The organism is Mycobacterium riyadhense (assembly GCF_963853645.1).
Taxonomy (GTDB): Bacteria; Actinomycetota; Actinomycetes; order Mycobacteriales; family Mycobacteriaceae; genus Mycobacterium; species Mycobacterium riyadhense.
On the sequence record NZ_OY970456.1, the window covers coordinates 2,764,717 to 2,788,155 of the forward strand.

The following is a 23,439-nucleotide window of genomic DNA, read 5'->3' on the forward strand; positions in this document are numbered from 1 at the left end:
TCAAGACGCTCAAGCAGAATCTGTCCGGTGAGCGCTGAGCAACTGGTCGACCACCCGGTCGCTGCCGCGTATCGACTGCTCGGCGCCACCCTCGCCGGACGCGGCGTGCGCGCGGTGATTGTCGAGGTGGAGGCATACGGCGGTGTTCCCGACGGCCCCTGGCCGGACGCCGCGGCACACTCCTATCGCGGCCGCAACGTGCGCAACGCCGTCATGTTCGGGCCGCCGGGTCGGCTTTACACCTACCGCAGTCACGGCATCCACATCTGCGCCAACGTGGCGTGCGGACCCGACGGCACGGCCGCCGCCGTCCTGTTGCGCGCCTGCGCCATCGAAGACGGTATCGATGTCGCCCGGTCCCGGCGCGGCGAGTTGATCCGGACCGCCGCGCTAGGGCGCGGTCCGGGCAACCTGTGCGCGGCATTGGGAATCACTATGGCTGACAATGGGATTGACTTGTTTGACCCGGACGGCCCGCTGACCCTGCGGCTCAACGATGCGGTCCCGGCGGTGGCCGGCCCGCGGGTCGGGATCAGTCAGGCCGCCGACCGCCCGTGGCGACTCTGGCTTGCCGACCGACCGGAGGTTTCCGCATACCGGCGAAGTCCGCGAGCGCCGGTCCTGGGTGCCAGCGACTAGAGTCTTCCGGGATGTCTGCACAGATCCTCGACGAGCTGGCCTGGCGCGAGTTGATCGCCCAATCCACCGACCTCGATGCGCTGGCCGCCGAAGCGGAGCGCGGGCCGATGACGGTGTACGCCGGCTTCGATCCCACCGCGGCGAGCCTGCATGCCGGCCATCTGGTGCCGCTGCTGGCGTTGCGGCGCTTTCAACGCGCCGGTCATCGCCCTATCGTGCTCGCCGGCGGAGCTACCGGCATGATCGGTGACCCGCGCGAAGCCGGCGAGCGCAGTCTCAATGCGGCCGACACCGTAGCCGAATGGACCGAACTGATCCGCGGCCAATTGGAGCGATTCGTCGATTTCGACAATTCGCCGACGGGCGCGATCGTCGCGAACAACCTCGAGTGGACTCGCTCCCTGTCGGCCATCGAATTCCTGCGTGACATCGGCAAGCACTTCTCGGTCAACGTGATGCTGGACCGCGACACCATCCGGCGGCGCCTGGAAGGGGAGGGGATCTCCTACACCGAGTTCAGCTACATGCTCCTGCAGGCCAATGACTTCGTCGAACTGCACCGGCGGCACGGCTGTGTGTTGCAGGTCGGCGGCTCGGATCAGTGGGGCAACATCATTGCCGGGGTTCGCTTGGTGCGCAAAAAGCTTGGTGCGACAGTGCATGCGCTCACCGTCCCGCTGGTGACCGCAGCCGATGGCACCAAGTTCGGCAAGTCCACTGGAGGTGGCAGCCTGTGGCTCGACCCCGAGATGACCAGCCCGTATGCCTGGTACCAGTACTTCGTCAACACCGCCGACGCAGACGTGATGCGCTACCTGCGGTGGTTCACCTTCCTGTCGGCCGACGAGCTGTCTGAGTTGGAACAGGCGACGGCGGAGCGACCGCAGCAACGCACGGCCCAGCGCCGGCTCGCCGCCGAGTTGACCGTCTTGGTACATGGCGAGGCCGCCGCCGAAGCCGTCGAGCATGCCAGCCGGGCACTCTTCGGGCAGGGCGAGCTGGCTCGCCTCGACGAAGCGACGCTGGCCGCGGCATTGCGCGAGACGGCCGTCGCCGAACTCAAACCCGGAACTCCCGATGGAATCGTCGACCTGTTGGTTGCCACCGGACTATCGGCGAGCAAGAACGCGGCTCGGCGCACCATCAACGAGGGCGGCGTCTCGGTCAACAACATTCGGATCGACACCGACGAATGGGCGCCGCAGGCATCGGACTTTCTGCACGGACGCTGGCTGGTGCTGCGTCGCGGCAAGCGGAATATCGCCGGGGTGGAGCGGCTCTAAGACGGCTGGGCTGCTGCAGCACCCAAGATGCCGACCTGGAAAGACGGCAGCTGGTCGTCGGCGGCAGCCACCGCGAACAGGGTGGCGGCGTTGTAGAACGAGTCTTCGGTCATCAGGCCGCGTTGGGCCAGTTCGATGCGGTCCACCGGGGTGCCCCATCGCTTGCCGAACAGGACCTTGAGCTGAGCCGGGTCCGGCCGGCGCAAGTTCAAATGCGGCTTCTGGCGTGCCAATTCGTCACGTCTTGCCAGGGCTTGTGCCGCCAAGGCGCGCCATTCGGGTAGCCGCGGGTCGTCGCGCAGCAGGTCGAGGAAGTGTTGGATGGCCGGCAGCGACCGGGCGAAGAACAGCGTGCGGGTGGCTAGCCGAGCTGAGATCGCAATGGGATCGTCGCGCAGGGTTTCATTCTCGTCGGCGGTAAGCCACTGCGACCGGACCGATTCGGGAAAGCCGGACTCGTCGATCATCCCGGTGGCTATCGCATATTGGTGGGCGACCGTCTCCAGGGCACGCTCATAGGTGTCGGCTGTGACTTCGTTGACGGCATGTGAGGCGCGTTCGCGAACGCTGCTTTCCTCGCCGGGGTGCAGCAAGCTCCAGTGCCAGGCAGCGACTTGCTCGAGGGCGGGCAGATATGCCCACCGATCGTTTGCGCAAATGCTCAGCAACGCAAGCACGTCGACATCGAGGACATCGACGATCGCCTCGCCGTCGCGGCCGGTCACGGCGACGGGTGACGGCGGCGCCCATCGCTGCCGCCAGCGCTCCGACCAAATGGTCGGCGGCGGGCCGGGGCGGACTGCGACATTCCTTGGGCCACGGACGATCTCGTTCAGCGCGAGCACGGCGTCGGAATGTTTGATATCTATCCGCAGCGCCTTTAACGGGCCCGCGAGGCTTTCCGGCGCACCGACAGCGTCGAGCAACCGATGCCAGGTCCGCATGGTAAATGGTGTGCTACGTGCGGATTCGATCAGCTGGTGGGCCAACGGCGCTGACAACAAACCGGATTCGACGGCCCGCGCCGCCGTTTGCCTGATATTGACCAGCGCATCGACGAAGACCGGGTAACCGTCTTGCGCGTCGCCGTGCACCATGCCGACCTCGTCGTCGGCCTCCAGGACTCCGTCTCGGTACCCCTCGAAAACCCAGCCGTAGCCCTCCATGCCGAACGGATGCAGCTCCGCCGCACGCAGTGCCCCCATGCTTGATCAACCGACGACTCGAATTCCGTCGGCCATCAGAGTCAGTAGCTCTTTGTGCCGAACCGACGCGTGCTGGAAAAAGAGTCCGTCGACGATGAGCAGCGTGTCACCTGGGAGCAAACCGTACCGGAACGCATCGCCGAATGAAATCGGTGGCACCACTTCGGCATTCGGTATCACCGCATGGATATCTTTGGCGCTGATCGTTGGTCCCGCGGTGACGACCACCCGTCCACCGGTTGTCATGCGTGTTCCTGTAACGGGGTGCGCATCGGCGAAACGATCGAGGCGGACAGGCCGGGGGCAATTACCTTCACGACCGGAACATTCGCGGCGGGGAAGTCGCACACCACCGCGATCGGCTCGATGCCAGACCGGATCGCCACAGCGGTTGCCGCCGAGGTTGTCAGATCGGCCAGCGAGTTGGTGTAGTCGATATGCCATGGCGTTGGTTGCGCGGCGGGCATCGACTGCATGGATCGGTGGGCCGGGGCGTAGCTGTGCATCCGGGCGAACCTCTGATAGATCGCCGAGGGCAGGTCCTCGCGCGCCCCACTGATGGCGGTCAGGCGTGACTGCGCGGCTTCGGTAATCGCCCGCGACAGCGCCACATTGGGGTCGTGGTGCAGGCCGCTGCCGCTGAACGGGATCTCCATCATTGGTGAGGTCAGCTCGGCGGCAAAGCAGTGGAATCGGTCCCAGGTATCGATGCGGGCAATCTGCAGTTCGCTTCCGGCCTGATATACCAGGTCGACCAACTCCGCGCACTCCGAACGCTTTACGTCCTCGAGGGGCACCTCGAACAGCGTCGATCCGGGCTTAGCGGTGGCCATGGCGTGGCGTTCCATGATCTCGTACAGCGCGTGCAGGGTCGCCTCATGGTAGCTGTTGCCGGAGGCCAATCCGGTGGTATCCATGCCGAACATCGGCGGTCCCCAGTGATCGCTCACCGAGATATTCACGACCACAGCGAGCCACGGCACCCAGGTTTGGCGGCCGGTTAACAATGTTGTCGCCATCATCCAGTCAAGCTTCGCGCGAGGGTGGTAGAAGCTCCCGGTTGGGCGGCTGAGGTCGGCCGGGTCGTACGTCAGGCTCGAGGTGAGATCGGTTGTGGCCGTGGATAACAACTCGGGGGTGACGCTCTCGACATGCCAGTTCTCCAAGGATTCCATGACGGCTGAGACCTGGGCGGCGCAATATGAAGTGGCCTTTCCCTGACTGACCGACAATGTCAACGAAGCGGGGCGCACCGCCTGCACGGTGGGAATACCCAGATCATCCAGCCAGGTGAGGTCGGCGACCCGGGTGATGCCGGCCGGCTCCAGCAGAGGTTGGACGGCCAGCCAGGTCTGTTCGGGAGACATGATGCGGTGGGTTCCTGCCCGGTGCCTGATCGTCATCGGGTCGGCATGCCCTAAGACGCGTGCCGGCCAGTGCGACCAATCTGGTCCTACCGGTTCCTTGGTTGGTTGCAGAGTGCCCGGGCCCGCAGGTTCCGACATGGCTTCACGCTACTTAGTACGGCCCCCGATGATGGGTCATTAGGCAAGAAGAATCCAGCGGGATCTCATCGGGAGGGGGGAAAGGGGGAACCGATGAGACCCCGCTGGTGAGATTCGGCGGGGATCTCAGATGTGGGGGGATTGGGAGGTGAAGAGACCCCCGCCGAGCTTTTGGTTGCGAAGGGTTAGCTCACTTGGTGGGGTTGACCGCGTTGAATAAGGGCGCCGGGTATGTGGGTTTCGGTCTCGCAAACATGCGACATGTGGCTGACCTTTCGGTTTGCGTTCGGCAGGGGTCTCATACTGGGGGAGGTGGCGAGACCCCCGCCGACGGTCGTCAGTGTGGAACTACGTCACTCGGCGGCATCGCCGGCGTGGAAGACCTGAGCCGCGAACCCCGTCTCGCTCTCGCAAAACAGTAACTCGTGGGACATGCGTCACCTCCTCACTTCGTTGTGATGGTTGAGCGGAAGTGGCTCTGGCCGGCTGCCGCGTCGACACCCATTTTTGAGCGGTTTGAGACGCTCCTGTATCCCACGAATAGCCGATGACAGGAGGAAAATCCGATCCTCCAGCGGCACGACAGCCGGTGTCCACCGATCGGGGGACAGCAGCGGCCGCGTTGCGCTCTAGCGCCGGTGGGACGCGGAGACTGGCCGTGAAACGCGTTAGTGTGCAAACCTTTACCGCACTGTGCCGTGAATGTGACTCTTGTTGAGCACTGTTGTCACGGTGATTTGAGTGACCCAAGTGCAATAGCGGACAGATGAGAAATGAGACATGACGGCACAGTCACACGGCGAGGTACGGTCCTGGCAAGCGGGCCGGCAAGCGGCGGCTCTGTTGACGTTGGTTGCGGGAGTGCTCGGCGCCTCGGCGTCCATGGCGGCGCCAATACACGCCGACATGATGGGCAACGCATTCCTCACTGCTTTGAACAACGCGGGAATCTCGTATGGCCAGCCGGCAAGCGCGATGGCTCTGGGGCGATCGGTCTGTCCAATGGTGGTACAGCAGGGCAGCACGTTTGAGTCCGTCGCGTCCGAAATGGCTGAAAGCAACGGCATGTCCCGTGAGGTTGCGGGCGCGTTCACCATCGTCGCGATCGCGACGTTTTGCCCGGCTGTGATATCACCACTGATGCCAAACCGGCTGCAGGCCTAACCAATTGGCCCGGGCTGGCCGGCGTTGCCGGCGATGCCTGCGCCGCCGGTGGCACCGTCGCTGCCAGCTCCGAAGCCTTTGTTCACGCCGCCGCCGGTGCCGCCGCTACCGCCAAAGCCGCCGTTACCGCCGGCGCCGCCGGCACCACCCAGGCCGGCATCACCGCTGTTGCCTGTGACGCCGATGAACCCGCCTTGACCGCCCGCACCGCCTGCGGACCCCCCAGCCCCGCCGTTGCCGCCGTGACGGCGGCGACCCGCCGGGCCGGTCCGGCGTGCCCGTAACGTGTACGGAGTGGTCGAGGACAGGCATGGTCGCAACGACGAGAAGCGACCGCGGGCGGCATCCGGCGGCGCGCCGCGGCGCGGTCCACGGCGTGAGTCGGGGCCTGGGCGGGCACGACCGGTTCAGCCTCAGCAGTCGGCGGTCGAACGGAATCGTCCAGCGGTCGACGGCCCCGCGATCCCGCCCGGCGTGGATGCCCGACGGTTGGCGCCCGAGATCCGACGGGAACTGAGCACCTTGGATCGGGCCACCGCGGACACGGTGGCGCGTCACCTTGTGGCCGCCGGCGAGCTGATCGACGACGACCCAGAAGCCGCCCTGAGTCATGCGCGGGCGGCTCGAGCCCGGTCCAGCAGGATCGCCGCAATTCGCGAAGCCGTTGGAATTGCCGCCTACCACTGTGGCGATTGGGCGCAGGCGCTGGCCGAACTGCGCGCGGCCCGCAGGATGGGCAGCAAGTCGTCGTTGTTGGCGCTGATTGCCGATTGCGAGCGCGGTCTTGGCCGGCCGCAACGGGCCATCGAACTGGCACGCGGCCCCGAGGCGGCCCAGCTCGGCGGCGATGACGCCGACGAGTTGCGCATCGTTGCCGCCGGCGCGCGCGCCGATCTTGGGCAGCTGGAGCAGGCGCTGACAGTGCTGTCCACGCCCCAGCTGGATCCCACCCGCACTGGCTCGACGGCGGCCCGGTTGTTCTACGCCTACGCCGACACATTGCTGGCGCTGGGCCGCAACGCGGAGGCACTGGAGTGGTTCCTGCGCTCCGCGGCCGCCGACATCGAGGGCGTCACCGACGCCGAAGAGCGGGTCGACGAGCTGGGCTGACATGACGGGGCCGATCGAAACCAAAACCATTGCGCAGCAATATGACTGCCTGCTGATCGATCTGGATGGGACGGTTTTTCGCGGCCGTGAACCCACCAACGGCGCGGTGCAGTCGCTCGATGACGTGCAGAGCCGCAAGTTGTTCGTCACCAATAACGCCTCGCGCAGCGCCGACGAGGTCGCGGCGCACCTGCGGGAACTGGGCTTCACCGCCACCGGCGAGGACATTGTCACCAGCGCCCAAAGCGCTGCTCACCTGCTGGCCGCCCAGCTGCCGGTGGGTTCCAAGGTGCTGATCGTGGGCACCGATGCGCTCGCCAACGAGATCAGCGCGGTCGGGCTGAATCCAGTGCGGCGCTACGACGACAGCCCCGTCGCCGTCGTACAGGGCCTCTCGACGACTATCGGATGGCCAGAGCTGGCCGAGGCCGCGTTGGCCATCCGGTCCGGCGCCCTATGGGTGGCGGCCAACGTCGACCCCACGTTGCCCACCGAGCGAGGTCTGCTGCCCGGCAACGGATCCTTGGTGGCCGCGCTGCGAACCGCCACCGGCGCCGAGCCCCAAGTCGCGGGGAAGCCGGGCCCACAATTGATGACAGACGCGGTGAGCCGCGGCGATTTCCGGGCGCCGCTGGTTGTCGGTGACCGGCTGGACACCGACATCGAAGGTGCTAACGCGGCGGGCCTGCCGAGCCTGATGGTGCTCACCGGAGTGAATACCGCGCGAGACGCCGTACATGCCAAGCCCGCCCAGCGGCCCACCTACATTGGCCACGATCTGCGTTGCCTGCACGAGGACGGTGAGCGGCTGAAGGTGGGACCGCAGCCGGGCTGGCAGGTCGACATCGGTTCCGGCTCGGTGACGGTCAGCGCGAACGCCGACCCCGTGGGCGACGATCTGTCGATCGTCCGCGCCGTCGCCAGCGCGGTATGGGCCGCCCACTCGGAGGGGCAGCCACCACGGATCGAGGGCGGAGACGACTCGGCCCACGACGCCCTGGCCCGCTGGTCGCTGATGCGCACCGACTAGCCGGCCGCTAGCGTAGGGAGCGCAATGACTATCGATCCTGACCAGATTCGCGCGGAAATCGAAGCGCTGCTCGCCCAGTTGCCCGATCCTGGAGGTAATCCGGCCGACTCCGCTAACGGCCCGTCGCTGGCCGAGCTCGAAGACATCGCCCGCCGGCTTTCCGAGGCGCACGACGTGCTGTTGGCTGCCTTGGAGTCGGCGGAGAAGGGCTGAGCGCATGCCACGGCGTGCTCGCGTTGACGCCGAGTTGGTCCGGCGAGGTCTGGCGCGATCCCGTCAGCAGGCCGCGGAGTTGATCGGTGCCGGCAAGGTACGCATCGACGGCCTGCCCGCGGTCAAGCCGGCCACGGCAGTGGCCGTCACCGCTGCGCTGACGGTCGCGACCGACGGCGAACGCACCTGGGTATCGCGCGGAGCGCACAAACTCATAGGTGCACTGGACACCTTTGAAATCTCGGTGGCGGGGCGGCGCTGCCTGGACGCGGGCGCGTCGACCGGTGGATTCACTGAAGTCCTGCTAGACCGCGGCGCCGCCCAAGTCGTCGCCGCCGACGTTGGCTATGGCCAGCTGGACTGGTCGCTGCGCAGCGATCCACGGGTCGTGGTCATCGAGCGGACCAACGTTCGCGAGTTGGCGCCCCAGGCGATCGGCGGGCCCGTCGACCTGGTGGTGGCTGACCTTTCATTCATCTCGCTAGCCACCGTGTTGCCCGCGCTGGTTGGCTGCGCTTTGCCAAGCGCCGATATCGTTCCCATGGTGAAGCCGCAGTTTGAGGTGGGAAAGGGACAAGTCGGCACGGGCGGGGTGGTGCATGACCCGCAATTGCGCACGGACTCGGTCATGACCGTCGCGCAGCGTGCCCAAGAGCTGGGTTGGCGCACCGTCGGTGTCACGGCCAGCCCGCTTCCTGGCCCGTCGGGCAACGTCGAATACTTCCTGTGGTTGCGTGCCCAGACCGATCGGCCACTGGAGGGTGATGCGCTTATCAGCGCCGTCCAGCGGGCCGTCCAGGAGGGCCCGCAGTGACCGAGCAACGTACCGTGCTGTTGGTCGTGCACACTGGGCGCGATGAAGCGACCGAGACGGCGCGGCGGGTGGAAAAAGTCTTGGGTGACAATGGAATTGCACTTCGCGTGCTCTCCGCGGAGGCCGTCGATAGGGGATCGCTGCACCTGGCTCCCGACGATATGCGGGCGATGGGTGTCGATATCGAGGTGGTCGACGCGGACCCGCACGCCGCCGATAGCTGCGAACTGGTGCTGGTCCTCGGCGGCGACGGTACCTTCTTGCGGGCGGCCGAATTGGCCCGCAACGCCAGCATCCCGGTGCTGGGCGTCAACCTGGGGCGGATCGGCTTCTTGGCCGAAGCCGAGGCCGAGGCCATCGACGTGGTGCTGGAACACGTTGTCGCGAAGGATTATCGGGTGGAAGACCGCCTGACGCTCGATGTCGTCGTGCGCCAAGCGGGTCGGATCATCAAGCAGGGATGGGCGCTCAACGAAGCGAGCCTGGAAAAGGGTCCGCGGCTGGGCGTGCTCGGGGTCGTTGTGGAAATCGAGGGCCGGCCCGTGTCGACCTTCGGTTGCGACGGTGTATTGGTGTCCACGCCCACCGGATCGACCGCCTACGCATTCTCGGCCGGCGGCCCGGTGCTGTGGCCGGACCTCGAGGCAATCTTGGTGGTACCCAACAACGCTCACGCGCTGTTCGGCCGGCCGATGGTCACCAGTCCCGATGCCACCATCGCGATCGAGATAGAAGCGCATGGTCATGACGCCCTGGTGTTCTGCGACGGCCGCCGCGAGATGCTGGTCCCCGCTGGCAGCCGGCTGGAGGTGACCCGCTGTGCCACGCCCGTGAAATGGGCGCGGCTGGACAGCGCGCCCTTCACCGACCGTCTGGTGCGCAAGTTCCGGTTGCCGGTAACCGGCTGGCGCGGGCAGTGACCCGGTGCTGACCGAAATTCGCATCGAGTCGCTGGGCGCCATCAGCGTCGCAACGGCCGAGTTCGACCGCGGCCTGACCGTTTTGACCGGCGAGACCGGCACCGGCAAGACCATGGTGGTCACCGGACTGCACCTACTCGGCGGCGCCCGGGCCGACGCAACCCGCGTCCGGTCCGGTGCTGACCGTGCTGTTGTCGAAGGTCGTTTCACGACAACCGATCTCGACGACGCCACGACCGCTCAGCTGGACGAGATCCTGGAAGCCTCAGGGGCAGAGCGTGACGAGGACGGCAGCGTGATCGCGTTGCGCTCGGTCAATCGCGACGGACCGTCGCGCGCGTACCTCGGGGGTCGCAGTACCCCGGCCAAGTCGCTGTGCGGTTTCACCAACGAGCTGCTCACCCTGCACGGGCAAAACGACCAGCTGCGGTTGATGCGCACCGAGGAGCAGCGCGGCGCACTGGACCGCTTCGCGGCCGCCAGCGCCGCGTGTGAGCGCTACCGCAAGCTGCGAGACGCGTGGCTCTCGGCACGGCGGGACCTCGTCGACCGCCGCGACCGGGCACGCGAACTCGCCCAGGAGGCCGATCGGCTGCAATTTGCGCTCGATGAGATCGACACCGTCGACCCGCGACCCGGGGAAGACGAGGAACTGGTCGCCGACATCGTTCGGCTCTCCGAGCTGGACACGCTGCGGGAAGCTGCGCTGGTGGCGCGCGAGGCGTTGTCCGGCGCGTCCGAAGACGGCTTGGCTCCCAGCGCGGCCGACGGCCTGGGGCGGGCGAAGGCGGCGCTGGCATCGACCGATGACACCGCGCTGCGGGCGTTGGCCGCCCAAATTGGCGAGGCACTGACCATCGTCGTTGACGCCATCGGCGAACTCGGCGACTACGTCGACGAACTGCCGGCCGATGCCAGCGCGCTTGACGCCAAGCTGGCCCGACAAGCCCAGTTGCGCACGCTGACTCGCAAATACGCCGCTGACATCGACGGGGTGCTGCAATGGGCGCAGAAGTCCCGCGAGCGACTGGCCCAGCTCGACGTCTCCGAGGAGGGTTTGGCGGTGCTGGAACGCCGTGTCAGCGAACTGGCACGTGAATTAGCCCAAGCCGCAATCGATCTCAGCAAGATTCGGCGCAAGGCAGCCAAGCGGCTGGCCAAAGCGGTCACCGGGGAGCTGGCCGCGCTGGCGATGGCTGATGCCGAGTTCAGCATCGGCGTGACCACCGATCCCGCCGACCAAGAGGATCCCGCGGCGTTGATGTTGCCTTCGGGCGAGCTCGCTCGTGCCGGTGCCGACGGGATCGACGATGTTGAGTTCGGCTTCGCGGCACACCGCGGCATGACGGTGCTGCCGTTGGCCAAGAGCGCGTCCGGCGGCGAGTTGTCGCGGGTGATGCTGGCCCTGGAGGTGGTGCTGGCCGCCTCGGCGACCGGGACCACGATGGTGTTTGACGAGGTCGACGCCGGCGTCGGCGGCTGGGCGGCGGTACAGATCGGGCGCCGCCTTGCGCGGCTGGCCCGCACCCACCAGGTCATCGTCGTCACGCATTTGCCACAGGTGGCCGCGTATGCCGATGTGCACCTCATGGTGCATAGCGTTGGAAATGGCGCCAGCGTGGTGCGCAGACTGAGCAGCGACGATCGGGTCGCCGAACTTGCCAGGATGCTGGCCGGGCTCGGTGAGTCCGACAGCGGCCGCGCCCACGCCCGCGAACTGCTCGACGCCGCGCAGAACGACCAAATCTGACCGCGAGCGTGCGTGTTTGCACGGCGACACGCCGCAGAACCTGTACAACTGCGCACATTCGTGCGACATCCAACTGTTACAGATGTGACGCCATGCAACTTGTGGGGCTGATGTTACGGCGCGCCTCCCCGCCCTAGCCCTGCTTCACCGACAGAATCGGCCCATGAAGATGTCAGCGCTTCTGTCCCGTAGCACCCCTCGCCCAGGCCTGGTCGGCACCGCGCGAGTCGACAAGAATATTGACCGCCTGCTGCGCCGGGTGTGTCCCGGCGACATCGTGGTCCTCGACATCCTGGATCTGGACCGCATCACCGCTGACGCACTGGTGGAAGCCGACATCGCGGCCGTCGTCAACGCATCGCCGTCGGTTTCGGGTCGATACCCCAATCTCGGTCCGGAGGTGTTGGTCAACAACGGAGTCACCCTGATCGACGAGACCGGACCCGAGATCTTCAAAAAGGTCAAGGACGGCGCCAAGATTCGCCTGCACGAAGGTGGGGTGTACGCCGGCGACCGCCGCCTTGTCCGCGGTACCGAGCGCACCGACCACGACATCGCCGATCTGATGCGGGAGGCCAAGAGCGGACTGGCGGCCCATCTAGAGGCATTCGCCGGCAACACAATTGAGTTCATCCGCAGCGAAAGCCCGCTGCTGATCGACGGAATCGGCATCCCCGATATCGATGTCGACATGCGCCGCCGCCACGTGGTGATCGTCTCCGAAGAGCCCAACGCTGCCGATGACCTGAAATCCCTCAAACCGTTCATCAAGGAGTACCAGCCGGTGCTCGTCGGTGTCGGCACCGGCGCGGACGTGTTACGCAAGGCGGGTTACCGTCCGCAACTGATCGTCGGTGACCCCGAGCAGATCAGCACCGAAGTCCTCAAGAGCGGTGCGCAGGTGGTCCTGCCCGCCGACGCCGACGGTCACGCGCCTGGCCTGGAACGGATCCAGGATCTCGGTGTCGGGGCGATGACGTTTCCCGCCGCCGGCTCGGCGACGGATCTGGCGCTGCTGCTGGCCGATCATCACGGCGCGGCGCTGCTCGTCACGGCCGGTCACACCGCCAACATCGAGACATTCTTCGACCGGACGCGTTCGCAGAGCAACCCGTCGACCTTCCTTACCAGGCTGCGGGTCGGGGAGAAGCTGGTGGACGCCAAGGCGGTTGCCACCCTGTACCGCAACCACATCTCGGGCGGCGCCATTGCGCTGTTGGCGCTGACCATGCTGATCGCCATCATTGTCGCGCTGTGGGTTTCTCGCACCGACGGGGTGGTGCTGCACTGGATCATCGACTACTGGAACCGTTTCACGCTTTGGGTACAGAATTTGGTGAGTTAGGGCGGTGGCTTCGTGATCTCGTTACGCCAACATGCGATCTCGCTGGCCGCCGTCTTTCTGGCGCTGGCGATCGGCGTGGTGCTGGGTTCCGGTTTCTTCTCCGACACCCTGCTGTCCAGCTTGCGTGACGAGAAGCGGGATCTGGCAGAGCAAATCAACGGGCTTACCGACCAGCGCAACGCGCTCAACGAGAAGCTCAGCGCGGCAAACAATTTCGATATCCAGATGCTGGGCCGGATCGTGCATGACGCCCTGGCCGGCAAGACGGTGGTCATCTTCCGAACCCCGGATGCCAAAGACGACGATGTCGCCGCGCTGTCGAAAATCGTGGGCCAAGCGGGGGGCTCGGTCACCGGAACCGTGTCACTGACCCATGAATTCGTCGAAGCCAACTCCGCGGAGAAGCTACGGTCAGTGGTGAACTCGTCCATCCTGCCGGCCGGTACTCAGTTGAGCACCAAGCTCGTCGACCAGGGTTCGCAGGCGGGCGACCTGCTTGGCATCGCTTTGCTCGTCAACGCCAAGCCCGATGCCCCCGCCGTCGAAGATTCGCAGCGCGACACCGTGCTTGCGGCGCTGCGTGAAACCGGTTTCATCACCTATCAGCCCGGTGACCACATCGCGGCGGCAAACGCCGCCATCGTGATCACCGGTGGTGCACTTCCCGCCGATGCCGGCAACCAGGGCGTTAGTGTCGCGCGGTTCGCCGCGGCCCTGGCGCCGCATGGCTCGGGCACGCTGCTCGCCGGCCGCGACGGGTCGGCGACCGGTAGCGCCGCCGTCGCCGTCGCTCGCGCTGACTCCGGGATGGCCGCCGCGATCAGCACTGTGGACGACGTGGACGCCGAACCCGGGCGGATCACCGCGATCCTGGGCTTGCATGACCTGATCAACGGCGCGCACACCGGGCACTACGGCACCGGTCATGGGGCAAGTTCGGTGACTGTGCCCCAGTAGGGCGTGTTCCCCGCGGCGATGCGTCGTGGATGTTAGGGTGGGTTTCCGTGGGTCGGCAGGCCCAGCTCGAACGGCTCGACACGTCAAAGCCCTGCCCGTCTTCACGGAGGTCGCCCAGTTGCGTAAGCACCCGCAAACCGACACCAAGCACCTCTTCGTCAGCGGCGGCGTCGCTTCCTCCCTCGGTAAGGGTCTGACCGCAAGCAGCCTTGGGCAGCTGCTCACCGCGCGCGGGTTGCACGTGACAATGCAGAAGCTCGACCCGTACCTCAACGTCGACCCGGGCACGATGAACCCGTTTCAGCACGGCGAAGTCTTCGTCACCGAAGACGGGGCCGAGACCGACCTCGACGTCGGCCACTACGAACGGTTTCTGGATCGCGATCTGTCCGGCTCGGCGAATGTGACTACCGGGCAAGTGTATTCGACGGTCATCGCTAAGGAACGTCGCGGCGAATACCTCGGTGACACGGTTCAGGTGATCCCGCACATTACCGACGAGATCAAGCGGCGAATCCTGGCGATGGCCCAACCGAACCCCGAAGGCCAGCGTCCGGACGTTGTGATCACCGAAATCGGCGGCACGGTAGGCGACATCGAATCCCAGCCGTTTCTAGAGGCGGCGCGCCAGGTCCGCCATGACCTGGGTCGGGAGAACGTGTTCTTTCTGCACGTGTCGCTGGTGCCCTACCTGGCCCCGTCGGGTGAACTTAAGACCAAGCCGACGCAGCACTCGGTAGCGGCGCTGCGAAGCATCGGTATCACTCCGGACGCGTTGATCTTGCGCTGCGACCGTGACGTTCCCGAAGCGCTGAAGAATAAGATCGCCCTGATGTGCGACGTCGATATCGACGGCGTCATCTCCACCCCGGACGCGCCATCGATCTACGACATCCCCAAAGTGTTGCACCGCGAGGAACTCGATGCGTTCGTGGTGCGCCGACTCAACCTGCCGTTCCGTGACGTCGACTGGACCGAATGGGACGACCTGCTGCGCCGAGTTCACGAGCCGCACGATGTGGTGCGAATTGCTTTGGTAGGCAAGTATGTTGAGCTTTCCGACGCGTACCTTTCGGTCAGCGAGGCGTTGCGTGCCGGGGGCTTCAAGCACCGCGCCAAGGTCGAAATCCGTTGGGTGGCTTCCGATGATTGCGAGACCGCCAGCGGCGCCACCGCGGCGCTGGCCGATGTGCATGGGGTACTGATTCCCGGAGGGTTCGGTATCCGGGGCATCGAGGGCAAGATCGGCGCCATTTCCCACGCGCGGGCGCGGGGTTTGCCGGTGTTGGGGCTATGCCTCGGCCTGCAGTGCATTGTCATCGAAGCCGCTCGCTCGGTCGGCCTCACGCATGCGAACTCGGCCGAGTTCGAGCCTGACACACCGGATCCGGTGATTTCCACGATGGCCGATCAGGAAGAGATTGTGGCAGGCGAGGCTGATCTCGGCGGCACCATGCGGCTGGGTGCCTATCCCGCAGTGCTGCAGCCGGATTCGGTTGTGGCGCAGGCTTATCAGCAGACGCAGGTATCCGAGCGGCATCGGCATCGCTACGAGGTCAACAACGCCTACCGTGACAAGATTGCCGAAAGCGGCCTGCGGTTCTCGGGTACCTCACCCGACGGGCATCTGGTCGAATTCGTTGAATATCCGCCCGAAAAGCATCCGTTCGTCGTCGGCACCCAGGCCCACCCCGAGTTGAAAAGCCGGCCCACCCGGCCGCACCCGCTGTTCGTGGCATTCGTTGGCGCTGCCATCGACTACAAGGCGGGTGAGCTGCTGCCCGTGGAGATGCCCGAAATCCCCGAGCACGCGTCCAACGGCAGCCAGCATCGAGAGAGCGTAAGCAAGCCGCTAGCTGAACCCGCAACTCGTGGCTGAGCACCTTTTCGAGACGGTATCGTCTGAAACCCTGCATACTGGAACGATTTTCGCGCTGCGCCGTGACGTGGTGCGGATGCCGCACGATACCACCGCGGTGCGAGAAGTCGTCGAACACTTCGGTGCGGTTGCCATCGTGGCGATGGACGACGACGGCAACATCCCGATGGTCTACCAGTACCGCCACGGGTTCGGTCGGCGGCTGTGGGAGCTGCCCGCCGGGCTGCTCGACGTCGCGGGCGAGCCGGCACATCTGACGGCGGCGCGCGAGCTGCACGAGGAGGCAGGCTTGCAGGCCACGAATTGGCAGGTGCTCGTCGACCTGGACTCCACGCCGGGCTTCAGCGACGAATCGGTGCGGGTGTATCTGGCCACGGGCCTTAGCGAACTGCCGCGGCCCGAGGCGCATCACGAAGAAGCCGACATGACGCTGCGGTGGTATCCACTGACCGAGGCCGTCCGCAAGGCGCTGAGCGGCGAGATCGTCAATGCCGTTGCGGTGGCAGGTATTTTGGCTGCTCACGCCGTGACCGTCGGTTCGGCGCAGCCGCGCCCTGTGGACAGCCCGTGGATCGACAGGCCAACAGCGTTCGCACAGCGCAAGGCCTCGCAATGACAACGCTGGCGTTGGAAACGCAGCTGCAGGGCTACCTTGACCATCTGACGATCGAGCGCGGCGTTGCGGCAAACACATTGAGCTCCTACAAGCGCGATCTGCGCCGCTACTCCAAGCACCTGTCCGACCGGGGGATCAACGATCTGGCCAAGGTCGGCGAGGATGACGTCAGCGAGTTCCTGGTGGCACTGCGGCGTGGGGATCCCGAATCCGGGGCGGTGGCGCTGTCCGCGGTATCGGCGGCGCGGGCCCTGATCGCGGTGCGCGGACTGCATCGGTTTGCCGCCGCCGAGGGGCTGGCCGAACTGGACGTGGCACGGGCCGTCCGCCCCCCGACGCCGGGCCGGCGATTGCCCAAGAGCTTGACGATCGACGAGGTCTTGGCACTGTTGGAGGGCGCGGGCGGCGATAACCCGTCCGACGGCCCACTGACGCTGCGCAACCGGGCGCTGTTGGAACTGTTGTATTCCACCGGAGCGCGGATCTCCGAAGCCGTCGGCCTCGACATCGATGACATCGACACTCACGACAGGTCGGCGCTGCTGCATGGCAAGGGCGGCAAGCAGCGGCTGGTGCCGGTGGGACGCCCGGCCGTGCAGGCGCTGGACGCCTATCTGGTGCGCGGACGCCCGGATCTGGCCCGGCGGGGACGTGGCAACCCGGCCATCTTTCTCAACGCGCGCGGCGGCCGGCTATCACGGCAAAGCGCCTGGCAGGTACTGCAGGATGCCGCCGAGCGTGCCGGCATCACCTCGGGTGTGTCGCCGCACATGCTGCGGCATTCCTTCGCCACCCACCTGCTCGAGGGTGGCGCCGATGTCCGGGTCGTGCAGGAATTGTTGGGCCATGCCTCGGTGACCACCACCCAGATCTATACCCTCGTCACCGTCCACGCGCTGCGCGAAGTGTGGGCCGGGGCCCATCCCCGGGCCCAATAGCGTTCCTGCTCACGAGGAAGGCATTTGATGTGCATCAACTGCAAGCTCATGGCCGCGCTTGCGGGAGGCGCAGCGTCGAGCATGGGTGAGACGGGCATGGTCGGATCAGCATCGCGCGCGGGCGGCCGCACCGGACCAACTGGCTCTGTGTCGGCCTCTGATGGCTTGGCAACCGTCGTTTTCCGCCGCGGTGCCGTCTACACCCTTGATCCGTTGTCGCCGTGGGCAGAGGCCGTCGCGGTGCGCGACCGCCACATCGTCGCAGTCGGCTCGAACGCAGACGTCTCGGCATTGATCGGGCCGGGGACACGAATCGTCGAGCTCGATGGGCGGATGTTGCTGCCCGGGTTCGTCGAAGCGCACATCCATCCGATTGTCGGCGCTTTCTTCACGCCGGGTGTTGACCTGCAGCTGCCGTCACGACACGACGCGCTCGCTGCGGTCTCCGCGTATGTGCGCGACAATCCCTCGGGCCCAATACGAGGGTTCGGATGGCGCGTCGACATGTTTCCGCCCGAGGGGCCAAGCCGCAACGACCTGGACCGCATCGTTCCCGACAGGCCGGCGTTGTTGTTCTCCATCGACGCACACAGTGCGTGGGTGAACAGTAAGTCACTCGAGATAGCAGGCGTCACGCGCGACACCCCCGACCCCGTGCCTGGGTTCAGCTTCTATCAACGAGACCCCGCAGGCGAGCCGACCGGCTACGTACTGGAACTACCGGCCGTGCTCGGGATCGTCGGCGCAATCGAGCCCGTCACCAAAGCCGCGATGACGACGCTGCTCGCCGATTGGGCGCCCAAGGCCGCGGCTGCCGGGATCACCGCGGTGTTCGACGCCGGGATGCCGCCCGAGGGGAACGACCCCGCCGGGCTGGCCACCGTCTACACAGACCTGGAACGCCAAGGGCGGCTGCCGTTCCGGGTGGTGGTATCGCACATCGTCAAGGCGCCACCGATCGACGACGCGGTGTCGCAGACGGTCGCATTGCGCCAGCGCTTCGCCACCGAGCTGGTCAGGGGAGGCGTGCTCAAGATCATTGGCGACGGCACCGCCGAGGGCTACACGGCATACCTGCTGGCGCCGTATGCAGACAAGCCGGATTCGATTGGACAGTCGCCGTTCTCGGAGGACGACTGGCGGCGCCTGATCGTCGATGCCGATATCGCGGACATCGACGTGCACGTGCATGCGATCGGTGACCGTACCGTGCGCATCGCGCTCGACGCGATCGAGGCGGCGATCAAGGCAAACCCGCCGCGTGAGCGCCGGCACTCGATCGCGCACCTGGTCTACGTCGACGACACCGATGTGCCGCGATTCGGGGAGCTCGGCGTGATCGCCCAATTCTCGGGCAATTGGATGTCCGCCGACCCGAGCACGGTCGATATCGCGCTCGAGCGCTATGGGCCGCAGCGGCAGCAACAGTTCTTCCGCGCCCGCGCCGTGCTCGACACCGGTGCGACGGTTGCGTTTGGGACCGACTGGCCGGCCGCAGGGTACTTCTCGACGTACAAGCCGCTCGACGCGGTGCAGATTGCGGTGACGCGTCAGCTCATCGGACGGCCCGATGCGCCGATCCTGGCGCCGGCCGACCAGCGGCTTGATCTGGCGCAGGCGCTGCACGCCGCGACGCTGGGCGCCGCCCGCCAGTTACGCCTTGACGACGTGGTGGGGTCCGTACAGGCCGGAAAGCTTGCAGATCTTGTGGTGTTGCGCCGCAACCTCTTTGACGTTTCTGCCAGCGATATCGCATCGACGCCCGTTGACATGACCATGATGAATGGAACCTTCACACACGGCGCCTGACCGCGCTTAGTAGCGCCCGAACGTCGAGTTGTTGGGCGAATAAGGCTTGATTGTCAACAACAAGTCGACGCTCGGCGCTTTGGCGGCAGCTCGGTCATTCGAGCAGCCCGCGGATATCCTCGGCGGTGAGAGCCGAGCCGAAGGTGTCGCCGTCGTCGATAACGCTGGCGAACAACTTCGCCTTGCGAGCGTTGAGCGCGATGACCTTTTCTTCGATGGTGTCGCGGGCGATGAGGCGGTACACCATGACGTTGCGGGTCTGGCCGATGCGGTGGGTGCGGTCGATGGCCTGGGCCTCCGTGGCCGGGTTCCACCACGGATCAAGCAGAAAGCAGTAGTCGGCTTCGACGAGGTTCAACCCGAACCCGCCCGCCTTGAGACTGATCAGGAAAACCGGCGCGCTGCCCTCCTTGAATCGTTGAATCACCTTGGTGCGGTTACGGGTTCGTCCATCGAGGTAGCAGCAATCGATCCCCTCGTCATCGAGACGATCCCGTACCCGGCCGAGAAAACGGGTGAACTGGCTGAAGACCAGCGCGCGGTGACCGCCGTCGGCGACGTCGCGCAGCTGCTCGGTGAGCACGTCGATCTTCGCGCAGGCCAGTGTGTCGTATGCGGGGTCGACGAGCCCTGGATGCAGCGCCATCTGGCGCAGCACGGTGAGGGATTTCAGGATGGTAAATCGGTTGCGCGGCATGTCGTCAAGCAGGCCGAGCACTTTCTGGCGTTCTCGCTGGAGTCGTTTGTCGTAGAGCGTGCGGTGTCGGGGTGGCAGGTCGATGTCGAGGACTTGCTCTTGCTTTTTCGGCAGCTCGGCGGCCACCAGCTCCTTAGTGCGGCGCTTCATCAGCGGTTTGATCCGGCGCCGGAACAGGGCGAGCAGCTCAGGATCCCCGGTCTTCTCGATGGGCTTGGCGTAGAAGTCGGCGAATTTGGTCGGGTTGGGAAACAACCCTGGGGCGGTGATCGACAACAGCGACCACAGCTCCATGAGGTTGTTCTCCATCGGTGTACCGGTGATCGCGAGCTTGACCGGCGCCGCCAGCTTGCGTGCGCACTGGTAGGTCTTGGCCTGGCGGTTCTTGACGTATTGGGCTTCATCCAGGATCAGCCCCCCGACCAGGCTCGGGCGGCGTACGCCTCGAAGTCGAGCCGGAACAGTGTGTAGGAGGTGACGACGAAGCCCGCGCCCGCGACCAGGTCGTCGAGATGTGCGCCGGAGCGGCGGAGGGTATCGGCGATCGCGACCACCGACAGATCCGGCACGAAACGCGCGGCCTCGGCGGCCCAGTTGCCGACCACACTCGACGGCGCCACCACCAGGAACGGCGGTATACCCGAATTATGTTGTCGGGCATGGCAGATCAACGCAAGCGACTGAACCGTCTTACCGAGACCCATGTCGTCGGCGAGGATCCCGCCGAGCCCATGCGTGTACAGGGTCGCCAGCCACGCGAACCCGTCGGCCTGATATGCACGCAGGTCGGCGTGCAAGCTGCTCGGCGCCGCTACGGGCTCCACACATTGCAGCGCGCGCAGCGCGCCGACCTGTCGCCGCCATTCCTCGGCCTGCCGTGTCACCACTCCGAGTTCGGCGAGCTCGTCGAACAGACCGGCCTGGAACCGGCTGATCCGGGCTGGCCCCTCTTCGGAATCGGTCAGCGCGCGGGCCTCCTCGATCAGCTGGCGCAGCTTCACCAGTTCCGGCTTGTCCAGCGCGAAGTATGCGCCGTCGGCAAGCAGCAGGTGCGACTGCCCGGACGCGAGCGCGGTGAACACGGTAACGAACGGAATCTGTTTGCCCTCTACGCTGATTGTGACGCCCAGGTCGAACCAGTCCGTCTCGCCGGGAATCTCGTCTGCAGTCACCCCGATGATCAGGGAACCGCCCGCCTCCCGGTAGTCGACCGGGTCGCCGGTCACCTCTAGCGCGACCTCGGGAATGTCGGTGAGTAGTGGTTGGAGTTCGGTGGCGAACCGCATTGTCTCCAGGCCCGACAGCCGTGTCCAGGCGATGAGTGTGCCGTCGGTGGCGCGGAGGCCGAACCGTTCCAACGGGGCGTCGAGACTGGAGGCGAGCCTGTCTTCCGCATCAAGGTCGCGGTAGCTGACTTCAGATGTGGCGCCGACGGGTGATCGAAAATTGTTGTCGCCCACCCGATATGCCCATTCCCACGTTAAATCCAATTCGTGTTCAGTCCGATAATCGGCGCGCAGGATCAACGTTGGACCGGCGATCGCGGGCGGCATGAACGACTCGTCCGACGACGTGACTGCCGCGATTCGCCGCAACCTTGGGTAGTACTCGGTAGCGAACCGCGCCGCCTCGCCCGCCGGAATCTTCAGGGACTCGCCGCCCAGCGCCATGTGCTGCAATGCAGTTGGCACTGGATTGTCCAGCCGCGCCAGTCGCAGCCCGCCGTCTGTGTAGACGACACCGTGGCCCGACGATCCGATGAATGCAACCGGCCGTGTCATGGCGCCGCCGACCCGAAGTATCGGCGTGACAGCGAGATCACCCGACTTGTCAGTCATGACGTCAAGGCACAGTCGCGATGTGGCGTACGGTGGCACCTCATGCTGGGTCCGCGGCTGCACCAGTCGCACCCCGATTCGCCGTGCCTCGTCGAGTAGCGGCCACAATTGTGGAGATTCGAACTTCAACAGCGAGATCGTTTTCACGTCCGAGTACGAATGGCTGTAATAGCCAGTCGAATTGGCGGCCGATGCCCGGTAGGCTGCGTAAAACTCTTGCAGCAGCTGAACGTGGGCGTCAGGGTGGCGGTAGTGGCGCAGCATGGTAACCCTGGTCCAGCTCAGATCACCACCAACCCAGCCACCGCGCTTGCCCGGGCGCACCAGCCGTGCGTCCAATGTCGGTCCGCTCTCTGACAGGTTCAGCTCGATAGCCAGCGGTGTGGTGTCCGCGTCGGGCGGCGAAGCCGTGGGCAACAAGGCGTCCAGAGACTGCCGCCACGAAGGCGTGCGTTGGGCGCACGTGTTCGTGATCCCGGTGGCCACGATGAGGATTGCGGCGACATGCTTACAGTTCACCTGCAATGGGCACGTGCACAGCCCGATCGTGACGCTCCAGATGCCAGTGAGGTCCGGGGACAGTTCCGCTATGGTCGTGTATGTCCGGCCCCGGTCACCACGAACGGTGCCGACGAGGCTGGCGTTGTCCGGCTTCCATAGGCAATGCACTACCCGTCCCGAGCGTGCGTATTCCAGTCCGTTGCGAAAGGCGTGGACGCCCAGCTGTGAGCGCACGTCCTCGAGGTGGATCGATGGATACCTCAGTGATTGCACACCCCGCACCGTAACGATCGGCTCTGACACGAAGTCCTAACGACGCCGCACGACACGCGAAAGTGGTGAAGGTGAGGTTAAAGAGTCTGCTGTGGCGATCTGCCGAGGCGTCGAGGTGTCGGCGGTGCGGGGGCTTGGGTGGGGCATCGCCGACGTCGACACGGAAGGGGAAGTGTCTTCGCCAGCCCTAGCCCAAATACTCGGACTCCAGCACCAAGTCGGGCGCCAGTGTCTGATATTCCAGGTGTGTCTTGTGCTCGATGGTGTCCCATAGCGCGCCTTGCTCGCGGCGCATGTATGCGCGGTAGGTCGGCGCGCCCGGCAACTTGACGTTGTCGGCAACCACGATCGAGCCCGGATGTAGCCAGCCCCGCTTCAAGATGCGCTGCAGGTCGGCCAGGTAGAGCTTCTTGTCATGGTCGATAAACACGAAATCTAAAGTGCCAGTGGTGAATCCGTGTTCAGCGGCCAGCGCGTCCAGAGTGCGTCCACCGTCACCGATGGTGCCCACCACACACGTCACCCGATCGGCAACGCCGGCATGGGCCCAGATCCGCCGGGCGTTGCCGGCGTTGGCCTCGGCGAGTTCTACCGAGTACACCTTCGCGGTCGGAGCGGCTCGGGCAATCCGCAGCGCGCCGTAGCCGCAGTAGGTGCCCAGTTCCAATGCCAGAGCCGGGTCGGCCCGCCGCACTGCGGCGTCGAGCAGCAGACCCTTTTCGTCGCCGATGTTGATCAGCAGCGACTTTTCGTACGAGAACTCGTCAATGGTGGCCAGCACGTCGTCGATGTCGCCGGCCCGGGCGTTTTCGAGTACATAGGCGACGGCCGCCGCCTCGCGTCCGTCACCGATCTGGCCCGTCCTGGTGATATTGCGGACGCCGGTGGCCAGGCGCCAGACCGACCATCGCAATGGGGCAATGTGTGCTTTGAGACTCACCAATTACCAGCTT

Annotated in this window: 18 protein-coding genes and 2 pseudogenes; 15 read left to right on the forward strand and 5 right to left on the reverse strand. The window is 65.7% G+C overall.

What is annotated here, in order from left to right:
- Positions 1–27: 27 nt before the first annotated feature.
- Together AADZ78_RS12410 and tyrS are read left to right on the forward strand one after the other, a co-directional pair.
- Complete coding sequence (locus tag AADZ78_RS12410; protein ID WP_139828590.1) at positions 28–639, forward strand: DNA-3-methyladenine glycosylase; 612 nt, start codon at positions 28–30, stop codon at positions 637–639.
- A gap of 11 nt (positions 640–650) precedes the next feature.
- On the forward strand, positions 651–1,922 hold the full coding sequence (tyrS, locus tag AADZ78_RS12415) for a tyrosine--tRNA ligase (RefSeq protein WP_085249703.1): 1,272 nt from the start codon (positions 651–653) through the stop codon (positions 1,920–1,922).
- Here the strand turns inward: tyrS and AADZ78_RS12420 are convergent.
- Positions 1,919–3,373, reverse strand: a pseudogene (locus tag AADZ78_RS12420) (TfuA-like protein). The gene tyrS and the pseudogene AADZ78_RS12420 overlap by 4 nt on opposite strands.
- Complete coding sequence (locus AADZ78_RS12425; protein WP_085249702.1) at positions 3,370–4,632, reverse strand: YcaO-like family protein; 1,263 nt, start codon at positions 4,630–4,632, stop codon at positions 3,370–3,372. Before AADZ78_RS12425 ends, AADZ78_RS12420 begins: the two are co-directional and overlap by 4 nt.
- A gap of 780 nt (positions 4,633–5,412) precedes the next feature.
- Here AADZ78_RS12425 and AADZ78_RS12430 point away from each other — a divergent pair.
- On the forward strand, positions 5,413–5,796 hold the full coding sequence (locus AADZ78_RS12430) for a DUF732 domain-containing protein (RefSeq protein ID WP_085249701.1): 384 nt from the start codon (positions 5,413–5,415) through the stop codon (positions 5,794–5,796).
- On the opposite strand, the gene AADZ78_RS12435 is transcribed toward AADZ78_RS12430, so the two are convergent.
- Entirely contained in the window at positions 5,793–6,116 is a 324-nt protein-coding gene (locus tag AADZ78_RS12435) for a hypothetical protein (RefSeq protein ID WP_169726254.1), read from the reverse strand. The genes AADZ78_RS12430 and AADZ78_RS12435 overlap by 4 nt on opposite strands.
- On the opposite strand from AADZ78_RS12435, the gene AADZ78_RS12440 reads away from it, so the two are divergent.
- The 12 genes from AADZ78_RS12440 (at position 6,091) to AADZ78_RS12495 (ending at position 19,177) form a co-directional block, all read left to right on the forward strand.
- A complete protein-coding gene (locus AADZ78_RS12440) occupies positions 6,091–6,906 on the forward strand; it encodes a tetratricopeptide repeat protein (protein ID WP_139828589.1) in 816 nt (271 codons plus the stop codon). The two genes, AADZ78_RS12435 and AADZ78_RS12440, sit on opposite strands and share 26 nt — an antisense overlap.
- A 1-nt stretch (position 6,907) precedes the next feature.
- On the forward strand, positions 6,908–7,936 hold the full coding sequence (locus AADZ78_RS12445) for an HAD-IIA family hydrolase (protein ID WP_085249699.1): 1,029 nt from the start codon (positions 6,908–6,910) through the stop codon (positions 7,934–7,936).
- Positions 7,937–7,960: 24 nt separating this feature from the next.
- The gene (locus AADZ78_RS12450; protein WP_085249698.1) at positions 7,961–8,149 is read left to right on the forward strand and encodes a hypothetical protein; all 189 of its coding nucleotides are present in this window, start codon (positions 7,961–7,963) and stop codon (positions 8,147–8,149) included.
- 4 nt (positions 8,150–8,153) lie between these two features.
- Complete coding sequence (locus AADZ78_RS12455; protein WP_085249697.1) at positions 8,154–8,963, forward strand: TlyA family RNA methyltransferase; 810 nt, start codon at positions 8,154–8,156, stop codon at positions 8,961–8,963.
- Positions 8,960–9,883: an NAD kinase gene (locus AADZ78_RS12460; RefSeq protein WP_085249696.1), complete on the forward strand. Its 924-nt coding sequence runs from the start codon at positions 8,960–8,962 to the stop codon at positions 9,881–9,883. Before AADZ78_RS12455 ends, AADZ78_RS12460 begins: the two co-directional genes overlap by 4 nt.
- A gap of 4 nt (positions 9,884–9,887) precedes the next feature.
- Positions 9,888–11,633: a DNA repair protein RecN gene (gene recN, locus AADZ78_RS12465; protein ID WP_085249695.1), complete on the forward strand. Its 1,746-nt coding sequence runs from the start codon at positions 9,888–9,890 to the stop codon at positions 11,631–11,633.
- A 163-nt stretch (positions 11,634–11,796) separates the two neighbouring features.
- Positions 11,797–12,978 carry a putative cytokinetic ring protein SteA gene (gene steA, locus AADZ78_RS12470; RefSeq protein ID WP_085249694.1) on the forward strand — a complete coding sequence of 394 codons (1,182 nt, stop codon included), beginning with the start codon at positions 11,797–11,799 and terminating at the stop codon, positions 12,976–12,978.
- A 12-nt stretch (positions 12,979–12,990) separates the two neighbouring features.
- On the forward strand, positions 12,991–13,935 hold the full coding sequence (locus AADZ78_RS12475) for a copper transporter (protein WP_085249693.1): 945 nt from the start codon (positions 12,991–12,993) through the stop codon (positions 13,933–13,935).
- Between the two features lie 118 nt (positions 13,936–14,053).
- The gene (locus AADZ78_RS12480) at positions 14,054–15,814 is read left to right on the forward strand and encodes a CTP synthase (RefSeq protein ID WP_085249692.1); all 1,761 of its coding nucleotides are present in this window, start codon (positions 14,054–14,056) and stop codon (positions 15,812–15,814) included.
- On the forward strand, positions 15,807–16,430 hold the full coding sequence (locus tag AADZ78_RS12485) for an NUDIX domain-containing protein (RefSeq protein ID WP_085249691.1): 624 nt from the start codon (positions 15,807–15,809) through the stop codon (positions 16,428–16,430). The genes AADZ78_RS12480 and AADZ78_RS12485 overlap by 8 nt, the downstream gene beginning before the upstream one ends.
- Positions 16,427–17,368 carry a site-specific tyrosine recombinase XerD gene (gene xerD / locus AADZ78_RS12490; RefSeq protein ID WP_085249690.1) on the forward strand — a complete coding sequence of 314 codons (942 nt, stop codon included), beginning with the start codon at positions 16,427–16,429 and terminating at the stop codon, positions 17,366–17,368. Before AADZ78_RS12485 ends, xerD begins: the two co-directional genes overlap by 4 nt.
- A gap of 27 nt (positions 17,369–17,395) precedes the next feature.
- Complete coding sequence (locus AADZ78_RS12495) at positions 17,396–19,177, forward strand: amidohydrolase (protein WP_085249689.1); 1,782 nt, start codon at positions 17,396–17,398, stop codon at positions 19,175–19,177.
- A 94-nt stretch (positions 19,178–19,271) separates the two neighbouring features.
- Here the strand turns inward: AADZ78_RS12495 and AADZ78_RS12505 are convergent.
- A pseudogene (locus tag AADZ78_RS12505) lies at positions 19,272–22,486 on the reverse strand (SNF2-related protein).
- A gap of 187 nt (positions 22,487–22,673) precedes the next feature.
- A complete protein-coding gene (locus tag AADZ78_RS12510; RefSeq protein WP_085249688.1) occupies positions 22,674–23,426 on the reverse strand; it encodes an O-methyltransferase in 753 nt (250 codons plus the stop codon).
- Positions 23,427–23,439 lie beyond the last annotated feature (13 nt).

What these genes read in the sequence shown, in the direction of transcription:
- tyrS (WP_085249703.1), top strand. Translation starts at nt 651, where the DNA reads ATGTCTGCACAGATCCTCGACGAGCTGGCCTGGCGCGAGTTGATCGCC.
- AADZ78_RS12425 (WP_085249702.1), bottom strand. Translation starts at nt 4,632, where the DNA reads ATGTCGGAACCTGCGGGCCCGGGCACTCTGCAACCAACCAAGGAACCG.
- AADZ78_RS12430 (WP_085249701.1), top strand. Translation starts at nt 5,413, where the DNA reads ATGACGGCACAGTCACACGGCGAGGTACGGTCCTGGCAAGCGGGCCGG.
- AADZ78_RS12445 (WP_085249699.1), top strand. Translation starts at nt 6,908, where the DNA reads ATGACGGGGCCGATCGAAACCAAAACCATTGCGCAGCAATATGACTGC.
- AADZ78_RS12450 (WP_085249698.1), top strand. Translation starts at nt 7,961, where the DNA reads ATGACTATCGATCCTGACCAGATTCGCGCGGAAATCGAAGCGCTGCTC.
- AADZ78_RS12455 (WP_085249697.1), top strand. Translation starts at nt 8,154, where the DNA reads ATGCCACGGCGTGCTCGCGTTGACGCCGAGTTGGTCCGGCGAGGTCTG.
- steA (WP_085249694.1), top strand. Translation starts at nt 11,797, where the DNA reads ATGAAGATGTCAGCGCTTCTGTCCCGTAGCACCCCTCGCCCAGGCCTG.
- xerD (WP_085249690.1), top strand. Translation starts at nt 16,427, where the DNA reads ATGACAACGCTGGCGTTGGAAACGCAGCTGCAGGGCTACCTTGACCAT.
- AADZ78_RS12495 (WP_085249689.1), top strand. Translation starts at nt 17,396, where the DNA reads ATGTGCATCAACTGCAAGCTCATGGCCGCGCTTGCGGGAGGCGCAGCG.